The sequence below is a fragment of the Undibacterium sp. 5I1 genome (genome assembly GCF_034314085.1).
Taxonomy (GTDB): Bacteria; Pseudomonadota; Gammaproteobacteria; order Burkholderiales; family Burkholderiaceae_D; genus Undibacterium.
In genome coordinates, this window is sequence record NZ_JAVIWI010000001.1 from 833,543 (window position 1) to 859,295 (window position 25,753).

15 protein-coding genes, 2 rRNA genes and 3 pseudogenes are annotated in these 25,753 nt (G+C 45.3%); 14 read left to right on the forward strand and 6 right to left on the reverse strand.

Going from position 1 to position 25,753, the window contains the following annotated elements:
- The first annotated feature begins 373 nt into the window (after window positions 1-373).
- The 8 genes from RGU72_RS03545 to RGU72_RS03580 all read left to right on the forward strand — a co-directional run bounded on the left by RGU72_RS03545 (window position 374) and on the right by RGU72_RS03580 (window position 11,356).
- Window positions 374-3,249, forward strand: a 23S ribosomal RNA gene (locus tag RGU72_RS03545).
- 229 nt (window positions 3,250-3,478) lie between these two features.
- Window positions 3,479-3,591, forward strand: a 5S ribosomal RNA gene (rrf, locus tag RGU72_RS03550).
- Window positions 3,592-4,005: 414 nt separating this feature from the next.
- Entirely contained in the window at window positions 4,006-4,587 is a 582-nt protein-coding gene (pilV, locus tag RGU72_RS03555; RefSeq protein ID WP_322117781.1) for a type IV pilus modification protein PilV, read from the forward strand.
- A gap of 3 nt (window positions 4,588-4,590) precedes the next feature.
- Complete coding sequence (locus RGU72_RS03560) at window positions 4,591-5,640, forward strand: PilW family protein (RefSeq protein ID WP_322118411.1); 1,050 nt, start codon at window positions 4,591-4,593, stop codon at window positions 5,638-5,640.
- Window positions 5,641-5,723: 83 nt separating this feature from the next.
- Entirely contained in the window at window positions 5,724-6,332 is a 609-nt protein-coding gene (locus RGU72_RS03565; RefSeq protein WP_322118412.1) for a pilus assembly PilX family protein, read from the forward strand.
- Window positions 6,333-6,373: 41 nt separating this feature from the next.
- On the forward strand, window positions 6,374-10,342 hold the full coding sequence (locus RGU72_RS03570; protein ID WP_322118413.1) for a pilus assembly protein: 3,969 nt from the start codon (window positions 6,374-6,376) through the stop codon (window positions 10,340-10,342).
- Window positions 10,343-10,353: 11 nt separating this feature from the next.
- Entirely contained in the window at window positions 10,354-10,812 is a 459-nt protein-coding gene (locus RGU72_RS03575) for a type IV pilin protein (RefSeq protein ID WP_322118414.1), read from the forward strand.
- A gap of 4 nt (window positions 10,813-10,816) precedes the next feature.
- The gene (locus RGU72_RS03580; protein WP_322118415.1) at window positions 10,817-11,356 is read left to right on the forward strand and encodes a GspH/FimT family pseudopilin; all 540 of its coding nucleotides are present in this window, start codon (window positions 10,817-10,819) and stop codon (window positions 11,354-11,356) included.
- A gap of 65 nt (window positions 11,357-11,421) precedes the next feature.
- On the opposite strand, the pseudogene RGU72_RS03585 reads toward RGU72_RS03580, so the two are convergent.
- Both RGU72_RS03585 and RGU72_RS03590 read right to left on the reverse strand, forming a co-directional pair.
- Window positions 11,422-11,570: pseudogene (locus RGU72_RS03585) on the reverse strand (IS3 family transposase); the annotation flags it as partial.
- A 148-nt stretch (window positions 11,571-11,718) separates the two neighbouring features.
- Window positions 11,719-12,225: a hypothetical protein gene (locus tag RGU72_RS03590; protein ID WP_322118416.1), complete on the reverse strand. Its 507-nt coding sequence runs from the start codon at window positions 12,223-12,225 to the stop codon at window positions 11,719-11,721.
- A 210-nt stretch (window positions 12,226-12,435) separates the two neighbouring features.
- On the opposite strand from RGU72_RS03590, the gene istA reads away from it, so the two are divergent.
- From istA to RGU72_RS03615, 5 genes and pseudogenes are all read left to right on the forward strand, one after another.
- Window positions 12,436-13,935 (forward strand): IS21 family transposase, encoded by a 1,500-nt coding sequence (istA, locus tag RGU72_RS03595; RefSeq protein WP_322118417.1) that lies wholly within the window; start codon window positions 12,436-12,438, stop codon window positions 13,933-13,935.
- Window positions 13,925-14,692, forward strand: a complete 768-nt coding sequence (gene istB, locus RGU72_RS03600) for an IS21-like element helper ATPase IstB (protein ID WP_322118371.1) — start codon at window positions 13,925-13,927, stop codon at window positions 14,690-14,692. The genes istA and istB overlap by 11 nt, the downstream gene beginning before the upstream one ends.
- 446 nt (window positions 14,693-15,138) lie before the next feature.
- Complete coding sequence (locus RGU72_RS21370) at window positions 15,139-16,257, forward strand: glycosyltransferase (protein WP_416200099.1); 1,119 nt, start codon at window positions 15,139-15,141, stop codon at window positions 16,255-16,257.
- Window positions 16,258-16,260: 3 nt separating this feature from the next.
- A pseudogene (locus RGU72_RS21375) lies at window positions 16,261-17,025 on the forward strand (IS3 family transposase); the annotation flags it as partial.
- A 30-nt stretch (window positions 17,026-17,055) separates the two neighbouring features.
- Window positions 17,056-18,197: pseudogene (locus RGU72_RS03615) on the forward strand (IS3 family transposase).
- 307 nt (window positions 18,198-18,504) lie between these two features.
- Here the strand turns inward: RGU72_RS03615 and RGU72_RS03620 are convergent.
- Genes RGU72_RS03620 through imuA form a run of 3 tightly spaced genes read right to left on the reverse strand, consistent with a single transcriptional unit; the run spans window position 18,505 to window position 24,043 of the window.
- Window positions 18,505-21,816, reverse strand: coding sequence for an error-prone DNA polymerase (locus RGU72_RS03620; RefSeq protein WP_416200100.1), 3,312 nt, complete (start codon window positions 21,814-21,816; stop codon window positions 18,505-18,507).
- Between the two features lie 6 nt (window positions 21,817-21,822).
- The gene (locus RGU72_RS03625; RefSeq protein WP_322118418.1) at window positions 21,823-23,364 is read right to left on the reverse strand and encodes a DNA polymerase Y family protein; all 1,542 of its coding nucleotides are present in this window, start codon (window positions 23,362-23,364) and stop codon (window positions 21,823-21,825) included.
- A complete protein-coding gene (gene imuA, locus RGU72_RS03630; protein ID WP_322118419.1) occupies window positions 23,291-24,043 on the reverse strand; it encodes a translesion DNA synthesis-associated protein ImuA in 753 nt (250 codons plus the stop codon). The genes RGU72_RS03625 and imuA overlap by 74 nt, the downstream gene beginning before the upstream one ends.
- 340 nt (window positions 24,044-24,383) lie before the next feature.
- Here imuA and RGU72_RS03635 point away from each other — a divergent pair, with 340 nt between their 5' ends.
- Window positions 24,384-24,611, forward strand: a complete 228-nt coding sequence (locus RGU72_RS03635) for a hypothetical protein (protein WP_322118420.1) — start codon at window positions 24,384-24,386, stop codon at window positions 24,609-24,611.
- 297 nt (window positions 24,612-24,908) lie between these two features.
- On the opposite strand, the gene bamE is transcribed toward RGU72_RS03635, so the two are convergent.
- Window positions 24,909-25,421: an outer membrane protein assembly factor BamE domain-containing protein gene (bamE, locus tag RGU72_RS03640; RefSeq protein ID WP_322118421.1), complete on the reverse strand. Its 513-nt coding sequence runs from the start codon at window positions 25,419-25,421 to the stop codon at window positions 24,909-24,911.
- Window positions 25,422-25,753: the final 332 nt, after the last annotated feature.

Genomic DNA, 25,753 nt, shown 5'->3' on the forward strand with positions numbered 1-25,753 from the left:
AGCGCGCTCAACAGCGATAGCGGCAAGCGATTTAGGTTTGATCTTTCAACAGAGATTAAGCAAGACAGTATTACCGTTCTTTAACAATTGAGAAGAAGTAAAGTAGAAATAATCAAAATTATTTCTGTAAAGAGAAGTTAGCAACGACAGTTGTTAATGGAAATTATGGAAGGGTTGTGATTGTATCGAACAAACATAGTATTACAAAGAGTTTGAAAAGCACTGCTGCAAAGCAGAGTTTTAGAAAAAATCAAATTCCTTGAGATACGGCAAACGCTAAAGAAATACTCATAAGTAATAAGAACTATAACCGGTTTTTAGTGATGAACCTGGGTTCAGTAATGAACACAGACACTAGAAGCTAACGTTATAGGGACAAGTGACTAAGTGCACATGGTGGATGCCTTGGCGATATCAGGCGATGAAGGACGTAGTAGCTTGCGATAAGCTGCGGGGAGCGAGCAAACACGCTTTGATCCGCAGATTTCCGAATGGGGAAACCCGGCCGTAAGGTCATTGCAACATGAATACATAGTGTTGCAAAGCGAACGTGGCGAACTGAAACATCTAAGTAGCTACAGGAAAAGAAATCAACCGAGATTCCCAAAGTAGTGGCGAGCGAAATGGGAACAGCCGCAAGTGATAGCAGACTTGATAGTAGAACGGAATGGAAAGTCCGGCCATAGAGGGTGATAGCCCCTTATACGAAATCATATCTGTGGTACTAGGCTTGCAACAAGTAGGGCGGGACACGAGAAATCCTGTCTGAACATGGGGGGACCATCCTCCAAGGCTAAATACTCGATATCGACCGATAGTGAACCAGTACCGTGAGGGAAAGGCGAAAAGAACCCCGGAAGGGGAGTGAAATAGATCCTGAAACCGTGTGCATACAAACAGTAGGAGCGGACTTGTTCCGTGACTGCGTACCTTTTGTATAATGGGTCAGCGACTTACATTCAGTGGCAAGGTTAACCGCATAGGGAAGCCGTAGAGAAATCGAGTCCGAATAGGGCGAAATTAGTCGCTGGGTGTAGACCCGAAACCAAGTGATCTACTCATGGCCAGGTTGAAGGTGCGGTAACACGCACTGGAGGACCGAACCCACTAATGTTGAAAAATTAGGGGATGAGCTGTGGGTAGGGGTGAAAGGCTAAACAAACTTGGAAATAGCTGGTTCTCTCCGAAAACTATTTAGGTAGTGCCTCAAGTATCACCATCGGGGGTAGAGCACTGTTATGGCTAGGGGGTCATCGCGACTTACCAACCCATTGCAAACTCCGAATACCGATGAGTGCGAGCTTGGGAGACAGACGTCGGGTGCTAACGTCCGGCGTCAAGAGGGAAACAACCCAGACCGCCAGCTAAGGTCCCAAAGTATCGCTAAGTGGAAAACGAAGTGGGAAGGCTAAAACAGTCAGGAGGTTGGCTTAGAAGCAGCCACCCTTTAAAGAAAGCGTAATAGCTCACTGATCGAGTCGTCCTGCGCGGAAGATGTAACGGGGCTAAGCGATACACCGAAGCTGCGGATATATCTTAGGATATATGGTAGGAGAGCGTTCTGTAAGCCTGCGAAGGTGTCTTGTAAAGGATGCTGGAGGTATCAGAAGTGCGAATGCTGACATGAGTAGCGATAATGGGGGTGAAAAGCCTCCACGCCGTAAGCCCAAGGTTTCCTGTTCAACGTTCATCGGAGCAGGGTGAGTCGGCCCCTAAGGCGAGGCAGAGATGCGTAGCTGATGGGAAGCAGGTTAATATTCCTGCACCGTCGTATGATGCGATGGGGGGACGGATCACAGAAGGTCGTCAGGCGGTTGGAAGAGCCTGTTCTTGACTTGTAGAAGGCACTTAGGCAAATCCGGGTGCGTAATTCAAGGGGTTGAGACGAGTGAATTAATTCATGAAGCGATCGGAAGTGGTTCCAAGAAAAGCCTCTAAGCTTCAGTCATACGAGACCGTACCGCAAACCGACACAGGTGGGCGAGATGAGTATTCTAAGGCGCTTGAGAGAACTCGGGAGAAGGAACTCGGCAAATTGGTACCGTAACTTCGGGATAAGGTACGCCCTTGTAGTTTGACCCCCCTGCGGGGGAAGGATGAAAGGGTTGCAATAAACTGGTGGCTGCGACTGTTTAATAAAAACACAGCACTCTGCAAACACGAAAGTGGACGTATAGGGTGTGACGCCTGCCCGGTGCTGGAAGATTAAATGATGGGGTGCAAGCTCTTGATTGAAGTCCCAGTAAACGGCGGCCGTAACTATAACGGTCCTAAGGTAGCGAAATTCCTTGTCGGGTAAGTTCCGACCTGCACGAATGGCGTAACGATGGCCACACTGTCTCCTCCCGAGACTCAGCGAAGTTGAAATGTTTGTGATGATGCAATCTACCCGCGGCTAGACGGAAAGACCCCATGAACCTTTACTGTAGCTTTGCATTGGACTTTGAACCAATCTGTGTAGGATAGGTGGGAGGCTTTGAAGCGGGGACGCCAGTTCTCGTGGAGCCAACCTTGAAATACCACCCTGGTTTGTTTGAGGTTCTAACCTTGGCCCGTTATCCGGGTCGGGGACAGTGCATGGTAGGCAGTTTGACTGGGGCGGTCTCCTCCCAAAGTGTAACGGAGGAGTTCGAAGGTACGCTAGTTACGGTCGGACATCGTGACGATAGTGCAATGGCATAAGCGTGCTTAACTGCGAGACTGACAAGTCGAGCAGGTACGAAAGTAGGACATAGTGATCCGGTGGTTCTGTATGGAAGGGCCATCGCTCAACGGATAAAAGGTACTCTGGGGATAACAGGCTGATTCCTCCCAAGAGTTCATATCGACGGGGGAGTTTGGCACCTCGATGTCGGCTCATCACATCCTGGGGCTGTAGCCGGTCCCAAGGGTATGGCTGTTCGCCATTTAAAGTGGTACGTGAGCTGGGTTTAAAACGTCGTGAGACAGTTTGGTCCCTATCTGCCGTGGGCGTTGGAAGTTTGAAGGGGGCTGCTCCTAGTACGAGAGGACCGGAGTGGACGAACCTCTGGTGTATCGGTTGTCACGCCAGTGGCATTGCCGAGTAGCTATGTTCGGAAGAGATAACCGCTGAAAGCATCTAAGCGGGAAACTCGCCTTAAGATGAGACTTCCCAGAGACTAGATCTCTTTAAAGGGTCGTTCGAGACCAGGACGTTGATAGGCTGGGTGTGGAAGTGCAGTAATGCATTAAGCTAACCAGTACTAATTGCCCGTAAGGCTTGTCCCTATAACCTTAGCAGGTTATCTGTTACAAGTATTTGTGAAGTGTTTGCCTGAACCTTACGTCAGTAAGTTGTTCGACAACAGTCACAACCACCACAGCATGCCATGGTCTGGCGTGCTGTGAAAAAAACATTGATTAGTGCGATTCAACCCGTACACTCTACTGCGCTTCTTCCCAATTGGATTTGTTGACCCTCACAGAATAGCGTGACTTAACAGATCAACAAGTTATGCCTGATGACCATAGCAAGTCGGTACCACCCCTTCCCATCCCGAACAGGACCGTGAAACGACTCCGCGCCAATGATAGTGCTGCAACCAGTGTGAAAGTAGGTCATCGTCAGGCTTTTATTCCGCAAAGCCCTTAACTCCATCCGAGTTAAGGGCTTTTGCCTTTTTAGAATTTTGCCTTTTTTTGTCTTTGCTTTCGCCTTCGTCTTTTTAGACGATTCAAACAATACCCCTTCCTTATCACATGACACCGCACTGGCTACGCTGCCGCTGTACCTATCTCTCATTCTTCCTTCTCGGTAAACTCCCCAACCATTTCACCGCCGCTCTCGTATTGGCCTTGAGTGTGTAATCTAATGACGCTACCTGTTCTTGTAGCGCTTCTTTAAACATACTGGATGCATCCGCCGGCAGTAGTTTTGCCAGTTAAATTCTAGATTCGTCGGTAAGTTTCAAGTGATAAGCGGTTGCTGTAGGAAATTATTTATATGTAGAATAGTATTCAATCAAAATGTTAATACGAAATATTATGTTTATTGCAAATATAAAATATAGAGTAGGATTTTCGTTAGTCGAAGTATTAATCGCTGTTTTCGTGCTTGTACTAGGCGTCATCGGTGCGGCAGGATTGCAACTCGCAGCGATACGTACTTCACAACAGACGAATTTCCAGACAAATGCAGTACAACTTGCGAATGAATTAGCCGATAAAATGCGTTCAAATTCCGCCCAGATGGATTTGCCTGACGCTTCTAATTTATTCTTGAACATGAACTACAATTCCGCCACAGACCCAGCTCCCACAAAACCCGTTCTTTGCTATACGAGTAGCGCTAATTGTAGTGGTGCGAATTTGGCAGCAGCTGATATTTATGAGTGGCAAATGCGCCTTAATGCAGCTTTACCGAGCGGACGGGTCGTTGTTTGTCGCGATTCTGCACCATTTGATAGTACCGCCGGTGCTTTAACCTGGACATGTACTCCCGATGCTAACGCAGGCCTTACTATCAAAATAGGTTGGAGAACTAAAAACCCTGATGGTAGTTTTAATGATACCGCTGGAGTTACTCCCCCAGGTTTTGCCCTCACTGTTGAATCTTACGTGAAGTAAATTATGCCTATTGCTTTTTGTCAATTTCGCTCCCCCTTAAGAGCATCTATACGACAAGATGGGCTAACTATTGTCGAATTAATGATTTCGCTTACCCTTGGTCTTCTAGTGATATTGGGTTCTACCGCACTGGTCGTTTCAACTAAAACTTTATTTATTACGCAAACCGATGGAAATGATACGCAAGATACCGCTCGTTTTGCGCTCGACAATATTGCACGTCAGTTACGTCAAACTGGTTACGTGAATTATGACTTTTCTAATCCTAGCAACGTTCAAGTAACCCCATCAACGGCAAGTGCTGATTTGGCCGGAATGGATGCTAATAGTGTTAGTGCTACAAGTACTGATATTTCTACTCCTTTAAATACCTCAGTGAACTCAAGCGATGTACTGGCAATACGGTTTTTTGGATCCGGTACGGGTGCCAGTGGTGATGGCACAATGTCAAATTGCGCTGGTTTTTCTGTCCCAGCACCGATGTCGGCTAGTAAAGCAGATACTGATAGAGGTTGGAGTATTTATTATGTATCGTTGGATGCGAATAATGAACCTCAATTGATGTGTAAATATTTGGGAAGTAATGGAAGTTGGTCTGCTCAAGCACTAGTTAAAGGTGTTGAGTCCTTTCAAGTTCTTTATGGGCTTGATACCAATACTCCATCAGACGGATTGTCGAATCAATATTTAACAGCATCGGGTATCAATGCTTTAGATGCCAATCTGACTTTGACTGGTACTACAGCCGCACAGAAGCAACAAAGTTTATATTTGCAAACCTATTGGAAGAGGGTTTTAGTCGTGAAAATTGCTATTTTGGTAAGAGGTAAGGAAAATTCTCGCACTGATACAACCAGTACTATCTACAATTTATTTGGAGCAGATTATGCCACTGTGAATGGCGCTAACGATCCCGGAACTACCATTAATGAGCAGAGCTTGCCAGCATCCACCATTAATAGAGTAAGGAAAGTATTTTCTTCTACTATACAACTTCGTAATAATTGCCTGGTCGATCCAGCCAGAAATATCTGTCTCCCACCAAATATTTAAATAATATGCAGAATTCTTTTATGGTCAATCGCTATCCATATATCCGAGTAAATCAGTTTAGCTCGTACGAGAGAGGAGCCTCTTTGATTGTTTCTCTATTAATGTTGATCGTTGTTTTAGTACTTGGAGTTTCTTTGGCAAACATGTCTTTGCAAGGAGAAAAATCTTCTCGCAGTGATCGAGACAGACAAGTTGCTTTGTCTGCAGCAGAAGCCGCCGTAAAAGACGCAGAGCTTGATATTGACCCGCAAGGTACTCCCTCAGCAAATTCACGAGGAGCAACATTTGACCCCACATCAAATATTGCATTTGTTGCTGGTTGTGGTTCAGGAACTGGCAATATAACTCAAGGTTTGTGCGCGCCTGCTGTTGTTGGTACAGGTAAACCAATTTGGCAGACCGTAAATCTAGCAGATGATAGTTCTAATGGTATATCTGTTGCATATGGAACATTCACGGGGCAAACCATGGTTTTAAGTAAGGCGTCATTTCCTGTCAAGGTACCCAGATATATTATTGAGGCAGTTCCAGACATCATCCCACCTGGTGTTGCTGATGCCGGACAAGCTGAATACGCTAACGATGCAAAAAGTGGTAAAAAATTTCTTTACCGCATTACCGCAATTGGGTTTGGCGCTAATTTGACTACGCAAGTTGTTTTGCAATCCTTTTATCGTAAAGCAATTAACTAACTGGGCATGTCAAATATATACGCAATATGGAGTGGAAAAAAATGAAATCATTATTAAAGAACGTGCTATTTGGAACGCTAATACTTAGCCACTTACAGGCCTTTGCAGGTGTCCCTACCGTGGCCTTAGCTAATATTCCTCTTTACGCAGGCGGGGGGACTTTACACCCTAATTTGTTGCTTGATTTATCGGTAGAGTTTCCTACCGTGAAGGCTGCATACACCAACTCTAATGACTACAATAAAGCAGTCGAGTATTTAGGTTATTTTAATGCTAAGAAATGTTATGTAAATGGTAGCCAAAAACTTTTTTTACTGGATCAGAACAAAAAAGCCTTAAACAGAACTGTTTGGGTGTCAGATCAGACTAATGGTTATTTCTCAGTCTCTCGAGATGCCGATGCAAACCACGAATGCCCTGCTAATGGTGGTTTTTTTAGCGGTAATTTTATGAACTGGGCCGCTTCCTCGTCGATTGATATGTTGAGGTTAGCATTGACAGGGGGCGATCGTATTGTAGACTCCACAACGCAGACAGTATTACAACGAGCTTACCTATATCCAGGTATTTATAATTCTGGTAATTTCCAAAAGAAATATATAGACGGCTCTGGCAATATGAGCGCACCGTCTGCAGTCACTCCATTTTCTTCCGCGACTATTTATATTTTAAATTGCGATAACAAAATTGTTTTTAGTGATGTCAGTGCGAGCGGTGGGTGCGGAACTAAACGTACTTTACCAAATAATGATTGGACTAAAGATAATCAACTTGATGTGACTACTGATCGCGTCCTTGGTGAATATTTAGCTAGAGTGCAAGTTTGTGACACAGCTGAGGCCACCGCACGTACTGATTTGTGCCAACAATATCCAAATGGCAGTTATAAGCCGGTAGGTCAAATGCAGAGAAATCAAAATACGGTACGTTTCGGTGCTTTTGGCTACCTAATGGATAATTCTGAGTCGCGGTATGGTGGTGTCTTACGTGCGCCGCTTAAATATGTCGGTAGCAAACAATATCGTGCCGTAAATTCGTTTGTTGAGGAGACTAATGATAGGCCTGAATGGGATGCCAATACAGGCATATTTGGTGCGAATCCAGAAAATGATGCTTTAGGAGCTAGTGGTGTAATTAATTACCTTAATCAGTTTGGCAGAACGGATCCCTCTGCTCCAGGCACGTATAAAACTTACGATCCTATTAGCGAACTGTATTACGAAAGTATTCGTTATTTGCAAGGTAAACAGCCTACTCCTGATGCTTACTCCGGTATGACCGATGCGATGAAAAATAAATTTCCTGTGATTACTACTTGGACGGATCCTATAGAAGCATCGTGTCAAAAAAATTATATTATTACTATTGGTGACGTTAACACATGGGACGATTTATATATACCTGGTAACACCAGAACAAATTCCTATCGGAATGCTCGTTCTGCGGATACTGCTGATGCAACATGGCCTGCTTTTAACGTTATGAATCAAACAAGTACTGTTGCTGCAATGGAATCTACAACGACTTACGGTAATTCGGCGCCAAATAGTTCTTTATCTAATTTGGCAAATGCCAATACAGGTGTTGGTAACGCTACTTTTTATGTCGCTGGTACTGCTTATTGGGCACACACAAATGACATTCGTTTTGATAAGCGCGTTCGCGTAACAAGTTTTTCGATCGACGTTGATGAGGGTGGTAATGGCACATTAGATAGCAGTCCACGTGGTGTAAAGCCACGTCAATCGTCATTATATTTGGCAGCCAAATACGGTAGTTTTGTTGATAAAAATGTGGATGCTAATCCCTTTAAAACATTTGATACTGATAATAAGACTGTTATTACCAACAATACAGAATGGACGGGTACTGCTACCGGAACTGATCCATCAAATTATTTTTTAGCGAGTAATCCTAAGCAAATGATTACTGCAATTAATAATATATTTGCGACTCTATCAAGCAACGCAGGTACTCTTTCTGGTGTGGGCATTTCATCAACGAGTAATAAAGATAATCCTTATGTTTATGAGCCCGGTTTTGATGGTAACCGTTGGTCTGGTCATTTATTTAAAAAATCTGCGACGGCTGCCGCAACAGATTTACCTGTTTGGGATGCAGGTTTAATTTTAAGTGGTGATCCAACTAATAATGTTGCCGTGACGGCACCCGCCAGCAGAAAAATTTATACATCTAAAGTTGCCGCTGACGGCTCTTTATCTACTGTTGAATTTAGCTGGGGTAGCAATGGCACTAATTTTAGTACGGCTAACCAAATAGCCTTAAACACCAACCCTCATACTAACGTCGTGGACAATCGCGCTAGCGATAGGATCGATTTTTTAAGGGGTGTAAGGACCTTAGAGCTAGGAAAAGTAGATCCAGTAACTAAAATTGATCCTGGTATTTTTCGTACACGCAATGATAAGACAGGGGCTTTTGGTGACATCGTAAATAGTGCACCACTATTTTATGGTGTTCCCGCACAAAATATTTCAGATGCTGGTTACAGCACGTTTTATGCAAATAATGCATCTAGACAAAAAGCAGTATATGTCGGTGCAAATGACGGTATGTTGCACGCTTTTAATGCCGATGATGGAACTGAATTGTTTGCTTATATTCCTAACATACTGATCCCCAAGCTTAATCAACTGACAGATCCTTATTATCAACATACTGCGTATGTTGATGGGAAAATGACGATAAGAGAGGCGCAGGTCAGCGGTAGTTGGAAAACAGTACTTGTATCTGGCATGGGATCCGGTGCAAAAGGTGTCTTTACGCTTGACGTTACAAATCCGACTAATTTTGTTGGTAATGGCGGCGCGTTATGGGAATTTTCTGACGCAAACGATCCAGATATGGGTTACATCTTAAATCCGCCAGTAATAGGCAAGTTTCTTACGGGAACATCCGGTACAACGCCCATATATGGTAACTTTGTCGTCGTATCCAGTGGATATAATAATTATGATCCCAATTCTACTGCTACTACCGCAGGGGCAGGGGCTCTGTTCATTTTATCTCTCGATAAAAAGCCTGGAGACCCTTGGGTCAAAGGAAGTAATTATTTTAAATTATCTACTCCTATTAGCGATTCTACTAAAGCAAATGGGCTTGCTACTCCAACGATTGTTCTTGATTCAAATGGTGCAGTTCAATATGCTTATGCTGGTGATTTACAAGGTAATTTATGGCGTTTTGATTTTACCTTAGGCAATATATCTGTTGCTAAGTCACCAACAAAGTCAGTTTTTACGGCAATAACTCCAGTTACTAATAAACCACAGCCTATTACCGTTCAACCGAGGGTGATTTTTGCTCCTGGTGGCGGATATATTGTTTATTTTGGTACAGGTAAGTATCTGGAAAGTTATGACACGCTCCCTGCAAACTATGATGTTAGTTCATATTATGCAATTTTTGATACAACTGCCGATGCTGACAGGGTAACGAGTCGAGCACAGTTGGAGCCTCGCACGCTAAATGTTTCAGGTGGAGGATTTACTCTTACCGGAAATAGTTTTACCTACGGCACGGTGTCACCGTCAAAAAAGGGTTGGTACTTTGACTTTAATAATTCTAGTACTACGGGAGAAAGAATTATTACAACGACAGCGATTGCTGGAACTACTCTTTATTTCAATTCTTTAATTTTGAGTTCTGATCCTTGTAGTAGTGGAACTGGTCGTAAGTATCAATTGGATTCACTTACTGGTTTAACGGGTGTTGATTCTAGTGGAAATGCGATTGTTACTGGAACATTGTCAACTATCGGTTTACCTACATCCCCTCTGGTAATAATCACTAGTACAACAGTAACTGATAGAAATAGCGTAGGCTCTCGAAGAATAGTGACAAAAAATAATATCCGTACATCAGGCACTGGTGGGGCAAGTGGTTCTAGCGAAAATGCTACGGCTCAAGATACGATACAGCGTGGTGGGCGTATTAGTTGGCGTGAATTGCAAAATTGGCAAGAACTTCAAAAAGAAGCTAATAAATAATTGGATTTGTTATGAAAAAAAATAATTCAAAAGGTTTCACTTTGATCGAAATGATGATTACAGTTGCTATCATGGCTATTCTTTGTGCGATTGCTTATTCAAGTTATACGTCGAGCGTCGTCAAAGCCAGGCGCTCAGAGGCAAAGACTGCCCTTTTAAAGCGTATGCAACAGGAGGAACAATTTTATACCCAAAATTCAACGTATATTGTGTTTTCAAAAGCGTCAACAAATGCTAATCAGTTAAAATTTAGTTGGTTCAGTGGAGACGCGGCTACAAGTAGTTTGTATGAATTACAAGCGACTGCATGCACGGGTGATGTCATACAAAGTTGTGTTTTACTTACCGCCACCCCTGGCACTAGTAACGTTAACTCGAGCTTTAAAGATCCTATATGCGGGAACTTTACATTGACTAGCACTGGAGTAAAAGCCTACACGGGTACCGGTACAAAAGATACTTGCTGGTAAATATATGAAAACCAAATTTATCCTGCGACCCCCAACTCAAGGTTTTAGTCTGGTGGAGTTAATGGTTACGATATCCGTAGCCGCTATACTTTTAGCTATTGGTGCCCCTAGTTTTTCCAGTTTCATTAACAATCAAAAATTAGTTTCGACCGCTAGTGAGTTTTATGCAGCAATTAATATGACGCGATCTGAAGCTATCAAGCGCGGTAGCAGGGTAGATATGGTGCCAAATGACGGGGCTAATTGGAGTTCAGGATGGACGGTATTTATTGATGCAAATAGCAATCAAATTGTGGATCCAGGAGAAACTATTATTTTTTTTCATGAGGCTTCTGCAAATATAATTACTATCGCAAGTACATTTGTTGCACCATATATCTCATATACGGGTAATGGGCGCACGCGAACAAATGCTAGTAGCCAAACACCTAATCCGGGTACTGTATCGTTTACATCGGGAAGTACTGTTAGGATAGTAATTATCAATTTTCTCGGGCGTTCACAAATTTGTGATCCGAGCAAGTCGGTTTGTACTGCAAGTTAGGTATATTGCATGTTGGCGCGCACTCAATATTGACCAGCGGGGTGCGGCGTAAAACTTGGACTGGTTTATGGCATAAATCCGAGACTTTCTCGGTATTCGATGGGACTAAGTGATCTAAGGGATATCTTAATCCGCTTTTCGTTATACCAGTGAATCCCTCGTGGGCCGCGTTATCCGGTGAACACCCTTTGTGTGACATCGATCGAATCAACTTAGTCGTCCCTGGAATAAACCTCAGCATCAAGCAGGAAGCGGTTTACAAGACGAATAAGAACCTATAAATTCACTAGGAATTGCAAATAACTGTGCGAAATCTGGTGAATTGATGACTCCCAATCAGTCATTTTGTACTTTATAAAAATTTATTTAGAAAATAGATCCATGCTATATAAGCAAGCATAATCTTTTCCCTCAGCAGAGATAAGCGTTAAAGTTTCATTCGTGGATTTCTCATATCTAGTTTCAAATATATCATTCCGCTCTGGATGTCCTTTTGAATGAAACTTCCAACCAGCTTTTTCAAGATCTGTCCTAATTTGATTGACATCGATACACAGACTATCTGGACGAGATTGTATGTATCCAAAGGGTGAATGCTTCCAAGAAAACTTAAAATATTTAGTTATCGACTTTTCTACATCCATTGATAGAGCAAAATACCAATCACGGCCATCAAGGGCCTCAATAACGGTTGGATTTAACTCAGTGCGAGAATTTATTGTCCCGATAGCCTGAACCATTTTTATTCCCCACATTTTTTCAACGTTTTCTCTAGATCCACTCTCAGGGAATTTCGCTGCAATTGTCAGCAAATTTGCCCATAGTTCTTGGGCAGTAAATGGGTATGGCGCATGAAATTTTGTATCCATTGACTCTTCTTTCGTGTGCGTTGATTTACCAGCGCTCAAATCTCCTTGCGACTTCGCCGTGATTGGCAGAGCACATAGGAGAATAGGTAGCATAATCTGTCAAACAGCGTGCAATACTTACCAGATTAGGGGTGGAAACAGCGTCCAAAAGTTTCCACCCTAGTGTGTCACCATCCGGTGTTTTAGCCGGAGGTATCTGGAGTGATTTATATGGACATCATTTACGAAATAAGAAGACGTCATTCAGTACAGAAACAATCGATTTCTGCCATTGCGAGAGAAATGGGACTCTCCCGGCCGACCGTACGCAAACATCTCAATACCGTCGAACAGCCTAAATATCAGCGGCTGCTAACGGTTTCACCCCGCCTCGATGAATATAAAGACCAGCTAACCTCCTGGTTAGAAGAAGAATCCAAACTACCCCGATCACGGCGCCGAACAGCGCAACGGCTATTTGAGGGGCTACAGGAACTAGGTTACGGCGGGGCCTACGACAGCATTCAACGATTTGTAAAACAGTGGAAATCCAGCGCACATGGTCCAAAAATCACCGAAGCGTTTATTCCGTTGGTGTTTCTGCCAGCCGATGCCTGCCAGTTTGACTGGAGCCAGGAACAGGTGGAAATCGCTGGTATCGTGCAAACGATTAAAGTCGCCCATTTCCGGTTAGCCTATAGCCGCCAAATGTTTGTGGCCGCCTATCCCAGAGAAACGCAGGAAATGGTCTTTGATGCGCACATCCGGGCATTTACCTTCTTTGGCGGTGTGCCTGCCCGTCTGATTTACGATAATCTCAAGACCGTCGTCGACACCGTCTTTGTCGGTAAAGAACGTCAATTTAACCGGCGCTTTTTAACGCTGGCCAATCATTATCTGTTTGAACCAGTGGCCTGCACTCCTGCTTCTGGTTGGGAGAAAGGTCAGGTCGAGAATCAAGTTGGCAATGTACGGGAATGGCTGTTTACCCCGTTGGCCCGCTTTGCTTCCTTTGCGGATTTAAATGCGTGGCTCACAACCCGCTGCCAGGAATTAGCGCAACGTATGCACCCGACACAAAGTCAGCGCACCATTGCAGACTGTTATGCTGATGAGCAGCCTTTGCTTCGACCTGTCAGCGCGCACTTTGATGGCTATGTAGAAAAAATGATGCGTGCCTCGTCCACTTGTCTAGTGAAAGTAGACCGGAATAAGTACAGTGTGCCAGCGCGGTTTGCCGGGCAGGCGGTATCTGTTCGCACGACAGCAAATCTGGTGCGGGTCGTCGCACAGGGCGAAGTGATTGCCGCCCATGCCCGTCAATTCAGTCGTGACCAGTTGATTTGTGATCCCTGGCATTACCTGCCTGTTCTGGAGAAGAAGCCTGGCGCTTTACGGAATGGCGCACCATTCGTTGAATGGACATTACCCAGAGCGGTTGTGCAAGTACGCGACCGGATTCTGAAGCAACCGAAAGGAGACCGAGCCTTCGTAGAATTACTGATGCTTGCCGGTGAAGCAGGACTTGATGCGCTTACTGTGGCATGTGAGTTAACTCTGGAGGGCGGCGTCATCAGTGCGCCTATCGTGATGAATGAATTGCGCCGTCTCATTGCGCCGCATTTACCCGCGGCAGCAATCCAACTGCCAGACACCATTGCTTTGACGATGGAACCTCTGGCGAACTGCCACCGTTATGATTATTTGCTGGGAGCGGCCAATGTCCACTGACCACGCTACCAGTTTAAAAACACTGCAACTCTATGGGATGGCTTTGGCATGGAGTGAGCTGCAGGCAGAAAAGCCCAGGCAAGCACATCGACCTGAAAGCTGGATGGAGCGGTTAATCCATGCAGAACAAACCGATAGGCAACTCAAGAGCTTACGCTATCAACTCAAAACAGCACGCTTCCCGATTCACCGTGACTTAACTGGCATTAACTGGGCAGAGACTCCCTTATCGCAAACAGTGGTTGAGCAATTGGCGACCGCAGGATTTATGGAAACAGCGCACAACCTAATTCTGGTGGGTGGTACTGGCACCGGCAAGTCGCATTTGGCCACTGCCATCGGTGTCGCGGCAATCCATCATGGCAAGCGGGTGCGTTTCTTTAATGCGGTCGATCTGGTCAACCAGTTGGAACGAGAGAAGAGTCAGGGAAAGGTCGGCAATCTGGCGAAACAGCTCTGCCTGATGGACGCTGTCATTTTAGATGAGCTGGGATATTTGCCGTTTCCCGCTTCTGGAGGTGCATTGCTGTTCCATCTGATCAGCCATCTCTATGAAAAAACCTCGCTCATCATTACGACCAATTTGTCATTCGGCGAGTGGGTACAGGTCTTTGGTGATGCAAAAATGACTACCGCTTTGCTTGACCGTGTTACGCACCATTGCGACATCTTGGAAACCGGGAACGATTCTTACCGATTTAAGCACAGCAAAAATCGTTCTGAACAAGCCGATAAAGTGGAAAAATTTGGACGCTGACAGGTGGTAAATATTGGACGCTGTTTGACAGCATAATCTCAAAGACGTTTTTTAACTTCATGTACACGAATCTCCGCCGTTTTATCTCTATAAATTATTTATAAAATAATATTAAATCTATTTAACGATGTAACTAAACCTTACTAAATTTACAAAATCCAGTGAATGTATCAAATCACTTTCTTTTCATATGTAAGTTTTTGTAAGGTTTCTTTATTTTGGCTTGGGCACTATTTTTATTGCAACTTAGTTCTTTATTGTTATGATTTTTATGATCTAAATAGGTTGGTAGACTGATAATAGAAGTTATTCTTTTTATGTAGGTTACCTCACTATACTTTTGCTACTAATTCAGCAAAACTTATCTGGGCAGTTCCGGTAATTTCTTTCTAAGTGCGTAAAGCATCATCCACAGTCAATTCATTGGTCTGGGTGAGATGACATAAGTGCGCGATAATTTTCGTGATGCAATGCCGGGTGCTTATTTGGCTGGTTATGAAATGCCAGCAGATGCGATGCTCACGCATCCTTGGCTTGATTCATTAGAGCTCGCTGTTCGTCGAGGGCAAGCGGTCTATCGTGGTTTGCTGGATTTAAAAAAACGGGGTTTCATCCCTGACGTGGTATTGGTCCATCCTGGGTGGGGCGAGGCTTTATTTGTGAAGGATGTGTTTCCTGCTTGTCGACTGGTGAGTTTTTGCGAGTTTTATTATCAGGCGGAAGGACAAGATATAGGATTTGATCCAGCCTTGCCTACGTCTGAGGACGATAAGCTTAAGCTCAGGCTACGCAATATGGTGCAACTGCAATCCTTGTCATGTATGGATGTAGGGATCAGTCCAACACAGTGGCAACGTCAAAGTTACCCTTCAATTGTTCAGGATCGTATTGAGGTTATTCATGATGGGATTGATACAGATACCGTCAAGCCAGATCCTGCTGCTCGGTTCCAATTACCTGATGGTCGTTGGCTAACTTCTAACGATGAGGTCATTACTTTCGTTAATCGCAATTTGGAACCTTGTCGTGGTTTTATGAGTTTTATGCGTTCTTTGCCAGATTTACTGCGTGCCAGACCTCATGCGGAAGTGCTTATTCTTGGGGGAGATAGTGTCTCTTACGGTCAAGGCCTACTCAATATGACATGGCGTCAAGCACTGTTGGAGGAAGTTGGATCGCAACTAGACTTAAAACGCGTTCATTTTTTAGGAAAAATACCCTACACAAATTTCCTTAAAATGCTGCAAATTTCATCTGCCCATATTTATCTGACGTATCCATTTATATTGTCATGGTCAATGCTAGAGGCGATGGCGGCTGGCTGTGTGGTGGTGGGCTCACGTACGGCACCAGTTGAAGAGGTCATCCTGGATCAAGAGAATGGTTACTTGGTGGACTTCTTTGATACGGATGCTTTGGTTCGTATAGTCGCATCCATCTGCAGCGCAAGAGAAAGTCAGGCTCAGATTAGACTCGCTGCGCGCCAAACAATCCTAGACAAATTTGATCTGAAGCGTCATTGCCTGCCAAAACAAATCGTTCTGCTTGAACAAGGCGTCAACTGAAATTTTTACCATAGGTCGCGCCAACAGATTGCTGACAAGTACGCAGAAGTACGGCGCACCATGACCGTAATCTTCGAGGACAATCACCGATCCTACGGATATCGTCGGATACAAGCCTCGTTGAATCGACAAAGGATGTTCGTCTCAGAGAAGGTTGTTCAGCGCCTGATGAAGCAGGACAGTCTCCATGTTGCCGGACCTAAACGACGTAGATTTCGATCCTATGTCGGAGAAATAACTCCAGCCCCGGAAAACATCATCAATCGTGATTTCCATGCTGTAGCACCAAACGAGAAGTGGCTCACAGACATATCTGAGTTCCATATCCCTGCAGGGAAGGTTTATCTATCACCCATGATTGACTGTTTCGATGGCATGGTTGTGAGCTGGTCGATTAGTACAAGCACGGACGCAGAACTGGTGAATGGGATGTTGGATGCTATCGAGACGGTCACTAATGACACTGATAAACCGATTGTCCATTCCGATCGAGGTGGTCACTACCGATGGCCGGGTTGGCTATCACTGGTTGAGAAGGCTTGTCTGATCCGTTCTATGTCCCGTTAAGCATGCTCGCCGGATAATGCTGCTTGTGAGGGATTCTTTGGAAGGTTGAAGACTGAAATGTTCTATCCGAGCGATTGGCGTTCGACCACAATTGCACAATTCATTGAGGCGCTTGACGCCTACATTCGCTGGTACAACGAAAAACGTATTAAGATGTCTCTTGGCTATCTCTGGACTTCCCCTAATTCAGTAGACATTTAATAATGTCAAAAACTGAGAAGGAAGTACATCATGAGAAAAGGTCGATTTACGGAAGAATTTAAAGCGGAAGCGATTAAACAAATAACGGAACGCGGCCATAAAGTAGTCGATGTTGCGCAACGGTTGGGTGTATCTGATAAGAGCCTTTATTTGTGGCTGCGGCAGAGTAGCGGTGAGCAGTCGGCGGCCTCTAGCGAAAATGTTGCCGCACTAAAAGCAAAAATGGCTCGTCTTAAGGCAGAGTTAAGAAGGGCAACAGAAGAACGAGATATCCTAAAAAAGGCCGCTGCGTACTTTGCCAGGGAGTCAGAGTTAAGTACGCATTCATCGATACGCATCGATGCCAATATCGTCTAACGAGCATGTGCCGCGTTCTAAAGGTAAATCACAGCGGATACTACGCTTGGAAGAAAAATCCTTTATCTAAACGTGCGATGGCAAATGCGCAAATTCTGAATGAAATAAAACAATCTTATGTCGAGAGCGGCGGAATTGATGGCAGCCCACCTATCCACAGAGATTGAAAGGAAGCAGGTGTCGCATGCGGTGAGAACCGAGTCGCAAAGCTGACGCGTGATGCTCAACTTAAGTCTGCCCGTGGGTATCGTAAGCCACGATTTAAGGCAGGCAAGCCAATGATTGCAGCACCGAACAGATTAGAGCAGCGTTTTAATATAGACCAAGCCGATACTGCATGGGTAACGGACATTACCTACATTCGCACTTATGAGGGTTGGCTTTATCTTGCGGTTGTGATCGATCTTTATTCAAGAGCGGTAGTTGGTTGGTCGATGAAATCAACGATGGCGACAGAAATTGTTCTCGATGCGTTATTGATGGCTGTTTGGAGGAGACGTCCTAAGCTACCTATCATTATTCATTCAGATCAAGGCAGCCAGTTTGGTAGTGACGATTTTGCACGTTGGTGTAAAGAGCATCAACGTATTCAGAGCATGAGTCGAAGTGGAAATTGTTACGATAATGCGGTGGCTGAATCATTCTTTAGTAATTTAAAGAAAGAACGAGTCAAACGGAAAATTTACGTAACAAGGGAAGAAGCACGATCTGATATCTTTGATTACATCGAAGTGTTCTACAATCGCAAACGGCGACACAGTCATTTGAATCAGATGAGTCCCCTAGCTTTCGAGCAACAACAATTTGGAAGTTAAGAGTTGTCTACGAAATTAGGGGAAGTCCCCTCAGCCCGATCAAATACCGAGAAAGTCTCGGATTTACGGCATAAACCAGTCCAAGTTTATGTCCGCACCCCCAGCTAGTCAATATTGAGTGCGCGTCAACACAATCAGGTCTTCAGGCTTTTTATAGTCGGCCAGCAGTGCATCAAGTAATTCGGCTGGCAGCGGTTTCTTCTCTACGGCCATCATTGCTCCTCGCAATAGGGCAGTTTCCTGCAAAATGTCCGTTTACACAAAATTTCTTACACCCCCTAGTTAGGGCATTTTTACGTAAGTCTTATTAACAAAAGTCTCTGCTTGCAGTTTGTAAAGCACCTAATAGATACGACATATCAACCAAACGTTTTGCGATCAGATGACGTACATCACCTTCGCATTGCCAGATGCCATACACACCAAGTAAGGGTGCATTTAAGACTTCTTGCCGTTGCTGCTCCACCAGACTTGGCCAGATGATGACATTGACTGGGCCGGTCTCATCTTCTATCGTGATAAATAACACGCCGTTGGCGGTGCCGGGACGTTGGCGTACTGTAACGATGCCGCAGCCACGGGCAAATTGACCTTGCTGAAATGTATTGAGCATCTCGGCTGGTAAAAATCGTTTGGCGAGTAATTGTGGACGGATGAGGGCCACCGGGTGACGTTGTAATGTGAGTCCCATCGCATGATAATCGCTGACAATTTCTTGACCCTCTGTTGGTGCTGTCAACATAGGGATGGACTCTTCTACGCTGACGACACCGAGCAAATCTTTATCCGTTACTGCGCCGATGGCTTGCCATAACGCCTGTCGTCTATGACCTGCTAAAGCAACTAAGGTATTGCCTGCTGCCAGGATGTGCAAATCATGGCGTGACAATTGAGCGCGGCGTGCCAGATCGTTTACGTCGCTAAATGGGAGTTGACGACGTGCTTGTGTAATGCGCTCTGCTGTTTGTTCCGACAAACCTGATAGTAGTGACATACCAAGCCTGACAGCTGGATGCTTGCCATCACTTTTTTCTAAGCTGGAGTTCCATTCGCTGAATCGGATGTCGATATCTAATACGATGATCTGATGTCGTTTTGCATCTTGGATTAATTGTGATGGAGAATAAAATCCCAACGGCTGGGAGTTTAACAAGGCGCATAAAAAGACCGCTGGTTCGTGACACTTTATCCAGCTACTGGCATAGACTAATAAAGCAAAGCTGGTGGAGTGACTTTCTGGAAAACCGTATTCACCAAAACCCAGCATTTGTTGAAAAATACCTTCCGAAAATTCTTTCGTATAACCACGCCTGACCATGGTGTCGACGATGCGATCATGATAGTGCTCTAGTCCGCCTTTACGTTTCCACGCCGCCATGGCACGACGTAATTCATCTGCTTCGCCCGGAGAAAATTCAGCCGCGATCACGGCGATTTGCATGACTTGTTCCTGAAAAATCGGGATGCCTAAGGTTCGTCCTAGTGCTTCCCTGAGTTCCTCCTTAGGATAAGTGATTGCTTCTCTATTTTGTCGGCGTTGCAAATAGGGATGCACCATACCGCCTTGAATCGGGCCAGGTCGTACGATGGCAACTTGTACTACGAGATCATAAAATTCTTTGGGACGCAGACGCGGCAACATACTCATTTGTGCACGGGATTCAATTTGAAATACACCTACTGTGTCGGCCTTGCAAATCATCTGATAGGTCAGCGGATCTTCACGTGGAATGTCCTGCAAACGTGATGGTCTGCCGGGTAGCGTGGCCATCAAAGCCAGTGCTCGTTTTAAGGCAGAGAGCATGCCCAAGGCCAATACATCTACCTTAAGCAAACCTAAAGATTCCAGATCATCTTTGTCCCACTCAATCACGCAACGGTCTTTCATGGAGGCGTTTTCTATCGGAACCAAGCGCGATAATTTGTCACGCGCAATGACGAAGCCACCGGTATGCTGCGATAGATGGCGTGGAAAGCCACGTAGTTGGCTGGCCAGGCTTGCCCATTGCTGTGCCAGTGCGCCTTCAGGATCAAGCCCGCTTTCAGCAAAACGTAAGAGCAGATCCTGTTTGCTATCAAACCAGCGATGTGATTTGGCGACGGTATCTACTAGCTCCAAATCTACTCCTAAAGCCTTACCAACATCGCGCAGTGCACCACGGGATCGAAATGTATGTACTGCTGCGGCTAAAGCAGCGCGGTTTCTGCCATATTTGTTATAGATGTATTGGATCACGTCTTCACGTCGCTGATGCTCAAAATCGACATCAATATCAGGCGGTTCATTTCTTTCCTTTGAAAGAAAACGCTCAAACAACATGGTGCTGCTTTCAGGATCGACTTCCGTAATATGCAGGCAATAGCAGACGACAGAGTTCGCTGCTGATCCACGTCCCTGACATAAGATGCCAATTGAGCGTGCATATTTAACGATATCGTAGACCGTTAAAAAATAAGGCTCATAGGCGAGATCGTTAATCAGATGAAGCTCATAGTCGATACGATCTGCGACCTTTTTTGAGATCCCGTTGGGAAAGCGCTGTGCTGCTCCATATGCGACTTCTTGTTTGAGGTAGGCTGCAGGTGTGTAGCCCTTTGGTACTAATTCATCGGGATATTCATAACGCAATTCATCTAAAGAGAATTGGCATAGGGAGGCAATTCGTATCGTTTCGGCCAATGCCGCTGCTGGATAAATATTGGCCAGACGTAGTCGTGAACGTAAGTGTTGCTCTGCATTGGGCGCCAGATCATAACCACATTCTGCAACCGAGCGTTTAAGTCGGATGGCAGTCAGCACATCTTGCAGTGGCTTACGTGAGCGCACATGCATATAGACATGACCTGTTGCTACAAAAGGGATACGATATTGGTTAGCGAGAGCGATGATCGTTTTACGGTGTTGCTCATCCATCGCCTGATAGAGCAAAGTCAGACTGATCCAGGCTCGTTGTGGGAAATGTACCGTCATCCATCGCAGTTGTTTTGTCAAGATCGCCGCATCAGCGGGATAGTCTGGAATCAGAATCAGCAGGCAATCGGGAAGCCCTTTCAGATGCGCATAGTCTTTAGGAGGATGACTAAAATCCTCTGGAGTTATCAGATAACTTCCCTTGGTGGTACGTGTTCTTGCCAATGTGATTAGTTCAGATAAATTGCCATAGCCTTGCCGGTTCTGTGCCAGTACTATCAGGGAAGGCGGTTGCATAGAGTCCTGCTTGTGCGTTTGAGTGTCCGTTTGGAACTCAGCCTGAATCGTCGCAGGATTGTTAGCGGCGCTTTTCATCAAAAAATCAGGAAAATCAAGTGTGCCGGAGAGTTTGAAATAACTACCGACAATCAGAGGGAGCTTAGATTTCTTTGCCGCGACATGCGCACGTACAACACCGGCTAATGAGCATTCATCCGTGACTGCTAAAGCGGAATAATTGAGTTGTGCAGCGCGTGTTGCCAACTCTTCTGCATGAGAAGCCCCTAGCAGAAAACTGAAGTTGGATTGGCAAAACAGCTCAGCATATTCCGGCAGTGTATAGGGCAGCGACAGTTGTGCAGATGTTGACGGCGTGGGTGACGATGGTGGTGTTGGTGGTGTTGGTGGTAATAATGGAGTGGTTGTCATGATAGATCAACCAAAGACACCATGTACAAACCAGCTTGCGTTGGTATCGGTCTGCTCACCTAGACGTTCTCTATAAATCCAATAGCGGATATGTGCTGGATTTTCCGCGACGAAGTAATCACGTGTTACTAACTGCCCATTCCACCAGCCAGCTTCTATTCTTTCTGCACTTGTCAGTAGTTTGAGTGGCGCCTGGTAATAAGGTCTGTGTTGCCGTATTTCGATAGCGATCGCTTTTTCTAAAAGCCACATAGGGCGGGATGCCTGTAGGGGTGGTTGCTGTTGTTGACATTGTTTTTCTGTTGCCTGCTGGTGAATCACCGATGTCCAGTGATTTGCTATTTCAGGCCGATGATCGGCTAGTGGTGCGGCCTGCAAAACCTGATTGTCACCCAAACGTGCTACCAGCAATTCCAGTAAGCGATGGTGATTTTCGGCGTGAGCTTTGGGTTCCGGGAACAGTGTCGCATTGGGGACATGCATTGCTTGAACCTGGCTGGCATCCAAGCTGACGGCGATGACAGGCGCCTCAAGCTTCACTTGTGCCAGACGTTCTTTGAGTAAGCGTATCAGGTGATCTTCGCGCCAAACTGGTTCGGCTAACAAAATACTTAACAGAGTGGGCGCAATAGCTTGTCGACCACGTTCATGTTCTAGTTGTAAATCGACTTGCGATACTGCGAGTTGCTTGGCAGTCAGCCATCCCATCAATTGTGTTAGCAGACTACGAATAAAAGCTAGGACCATTTCTGCATGTTCTATCCGGTCGGGCATGTCAATACGGACTTTGAACTGAGGCGGAATTGCGATCCACTCGAATAGCTCGACTTGTTCACCATAGGCTTGGTCTAGTACATCGAGAATCTGTTTGCCACAACGACGTTTCAATCCGGCGCGTGGTAATTTTTGTAGCGTTCCCAAGTCATCACAGGCAATACCGCGCAGCCAGTCCAGCCAAGGAGTCGCAGCGGGGAGCAGATGCACAGGCAGACTATCCAGACTTTGCACTAGCTTGTTCAATTTTAAAATTCTTGTTGCCGGAGGTCGTTGCCGTCTACTTTTGCTGGAATGCTTGTTGAGCTTGTCGGCAGTGCTAGCAGCATTACGTGCAAGCAGCCATGCACCCATCGCGGTTGGTGCGCAACTGAGTGTGATGGTCATTCCCATCACGCGCATGGTTTCTTTAATCCGGCGACATAAGGCACGGATGCCACCAAACAGCCGCAAGCTCGCTCCGATATCCATCAACAAACAATCATGTCCGGCATAAGCTACTTGCGGCGTGTAGTTTAATAATGCCATCGCCACTTGTTGTAGGGCGCGTGTTTCCAGTGCTGGCTGGCGCTGATAGAACAACGCGGATGGTAGCAACATTTGCAAACCTGCTTTACGCATACCGATCTGCGCGCCAGAATGGCATGCTAATACGGATGCGCAGGTGATCCGATTTTGCTCCAGCACGACTGCAGCCTGCTCAGTTAACCAGTTCGGACGAAAAATTTCTAGCTGCAACAGTGGCAAGTGCAGGGCGATCCAAAGGCGTGTCATTGGTCAATCCGGTAGACAAAACAGGTGAATGGGAGGCAATTGCTGAGTCAGGTAACAAAAGCGAGGGAATTCTCAGCAGCAAAGGCTGTTCTCGCCGGATACCGCGTCGTTTGATAAATTGAATTTGTACGCCTTCTAAGGTAGGTGCGACTTGCAGGCGTAATGGCGCTGGCGAAGGTGTGTCGGCACAAGTGCTTGGTCGCATCATGAAAAAAACTGCTTCCCCACCTTGCGCAGCAAGATGCAGACGACGTAAGGCTTCTGAACGGATCTGCGTTTGCCACAATAACAAGGCAGCGCAACTGCCGCTACGTAAAACCTGCTCAGCCGCCCACAGAGCATCGGCTTGTTTTTTACTCCGTATCCAGACACATTGAGAGAGTGGAATGCCAAAAGCATTTAAGGCTAACAATTGCGGCGCATAAGGCGGCTGTATGAACATAATCGAGCCTCCATCTTGTCTGGCAAGTCTGGACAAAACAGGATGCAATAAGCGCAATTCAGCACTGCCGTGATGCTGGAGCAGTAACTCAATCAAACAACTTCGCGGCCAGCCACCACCGGGCAATTCGGCCGACAGCGTCGGAAAACTGCTTTCTACACAAGCGACATGGCTACGCGCCAACTGCGATGCGCGCCATAAAGAGGGATGAATTTGATCTGGGGTGAGGGAAGACATAGATACTGAAATAAACACTTTAATAGATGGGACTTACGCAAAACCGCCTCAGTTGTGTTGCCGCGCTTAAGCGTACTTAAAGTACTGCTTTCGTCGCTGCGTCTTGCCGGGACAATTTTTTATAAGTCCAAATAAATACTGTATGTATATTTAGTATAATATTTAAATCATCTATTTTTCAATCACTTAGCGAAATAATGAAATAAATAAAATACTGATTGCATATACAGTATTTTGTGCTAAAGTATGTTTTGTCGTATCGCTTTAGCTCTATCGCTTTTTTTATTCAACAAACTTATTACCACTTTTTATTCATTTACTGATTTGGAGACGGTTCAATATGGCACACCTTGATAATTCCTTTGACGGACAATTTAGCTTGCAACTCGCCCCAACATCATTTTTGATGCGATTGGGTAGCCGTGAAATTTTTGTCTGTCGTGATTTCCGCAAACGTTATTACCACGTCAATCCGTTGATGGATTTTTCGACAGGGATAGAGGCGGGACATCTGGAACTATTGTTGTTCCGCAAGTGGTTGATCATCTTCTCTAAGGCAAGATGGTAGTCGGCAGGTGATCACAAGTCACGGGTGTATGTTCCTGCCCTTGCTTCTGATCGTTGGATTAAACCTAGAAACGGCAGTTGGACGAGTTTGAGTGTGCATTTTTTCGGTTCTCCAGCAAGGCGAGACGCAACCTTCATGTTTCAACTAGGAGCAACGCAGTTGGGGGAGCCGAAAAGTATGCAATCAGATTGGTAGCGCTCTCACCAGAACGGCGACGGTGACGGTGAAAACGCTGACATGAGTCAATTGAATCAACTACTTATTTATACTGACAAGCGGTCAACGGCCGTTTCCAGGTTAATGGCGGGATCGACGCTCGCTAGGGTCGCGCAAAGGATCTGGTCCGTTTTCTAGCTTGCTCACAATTCCGGCTTGATCAAAATAGATAGACATCAGTGAGTCCCACACACCGCTTTCTTTATAGGGATAAGACCAGGTTTCTAGTTGTACTCGCGGAAAAAAGCCAGTTTCGCTCGGTGCTCCGATGATTTTTAGTACGCTGGCTTTGTCGGATTGTCCTACTTTGACTTGAGCAAATTTTTGCAGAGTTAATACCTGCTCATAAGAGATCAGCTTGCCATCAGAGCCGATACGCGCCATGTGTGTTGCCTGTGCCATCCTACCGCGCATGTATTCCAGCAAATGCTGATCGCCGTCCTGGTAGATATGCGTTGGCTGACCCAATTGTGCGATGACTTCTGCCTCGGTTTGACCGATCTTAATTGTTCCAACGCCCCAGCTTACACAGGAAGATAAACTGAGTACGGCGAGTAGTGGGCCAAGCATCTTTAATAAGCGTGGGGCTATCATCATGATCTCCATTCTGGCTTTTATCAAGCCAAGCTATTATTTATACTGATGGTGAGTATATTTTTAACGTCCAATAAATCATTGGACGTTAAGCTATGTTTTAAAGAATTAATAGGGGAGTATATTAATTCACCAAGCTAATCATAATGCGGCATGTTTGTTTGACGCTACTTAGGCCACTTAGCGTTAAGCTTAGATCTCTTACCCAATAAATTCCAGTTCTTATCCAGACAATAAGCTCCAGTCATTTTTTAAGTTCTGGTGCGCGTCTGAACCATTTCAGGCTTTAACCCAGATTTTCCATTGGAACAGCGAGAAGTGTGCCTTTGGCG

Coding starts and splice junctions, on each gene's coding strand:
- pilV (WP_322117781.1), top strand. CDS start 4,006: ATGTTTATTGCAAATATAAAATATAGAGTAGGATTTTCGTTAGTCGAA.
- RGU72_RS03560 (WP_322118411.1), top strand. CDS start 4,591: ATGCCTATTGCTTTTTGTCAATTTCGCTCCCCCTTAAGAGCATCTATA.
- RGU72_RS03570 (WP_322118413.1), top strand. CDS start 6,374: ATGAAATCATTATTAAAGAACGTGCTATTTGGAACGCTAATACTTAGC.
- RGU72_RS03575 (WP_322118414.1), top strand. CDS start 10,354: ATGAAAAAAAATAATTCAAAAGGTTTCACTTTGATCGAAATGATGATT.
- RGU72_RS03580 (WP_322118415.1), top strand. CDS start 10,817: ATGAAAACCAAATTTATCCTGCGACCCCCAACTCAAGGTTTTAGTCTG.
- RGU72_RS03590 (WP_322118416.1), bottom strand. CDS start 12,225: ATGGATACAAAATTTCATGCGCCATACCCATTTACTGCCCAAGAACTA.
- istA (WP_322118417.1), top strand. CDS start 12,436: ATGGACATCATTTACGAAATAAGAAGACGTCATTCAGTACAGAAACAA.
- istB (WP_322118371.1), top strand. CDS start 13,925: ATGTCCACTGACCACGCTACCAGTTTAAAAACACTGCAACTCTATGGG.
- RGU72_RS03620 (WP_416200100.1), bottom strand. CDS start 21,816: ATGACAACCACTCCATTATTACCACCAACACCACCAACACCACCATCG.
- RGU72_RS03625 (WP_322118418.1), bottom strand. CDS start 23,364: ATGACACGCCTTTGGATCGCCCTGCACTTGCCACTGTTGCAGCTAGAA.
- imuA (WP_322118419.1), bottom strand. CDS start 24,043: ATGTCTTCCCTCACCCCAGATCAAATTCATCCCTCTTTATGGCGCGCA.
- RGU72_RS03635 (WP_322118420.1), top strand. CDS start 24,384: ATGGCACACCTTGATAATTCCTTTGACGGACAATTTAGCTTGCAACTC.
- bamE (WP_322118421.1), bottom strand. CDS start 25,421: ATGATAGCCCCACGCTTATTAAAGATGCTTGGCCCACTACTCGCCGTA.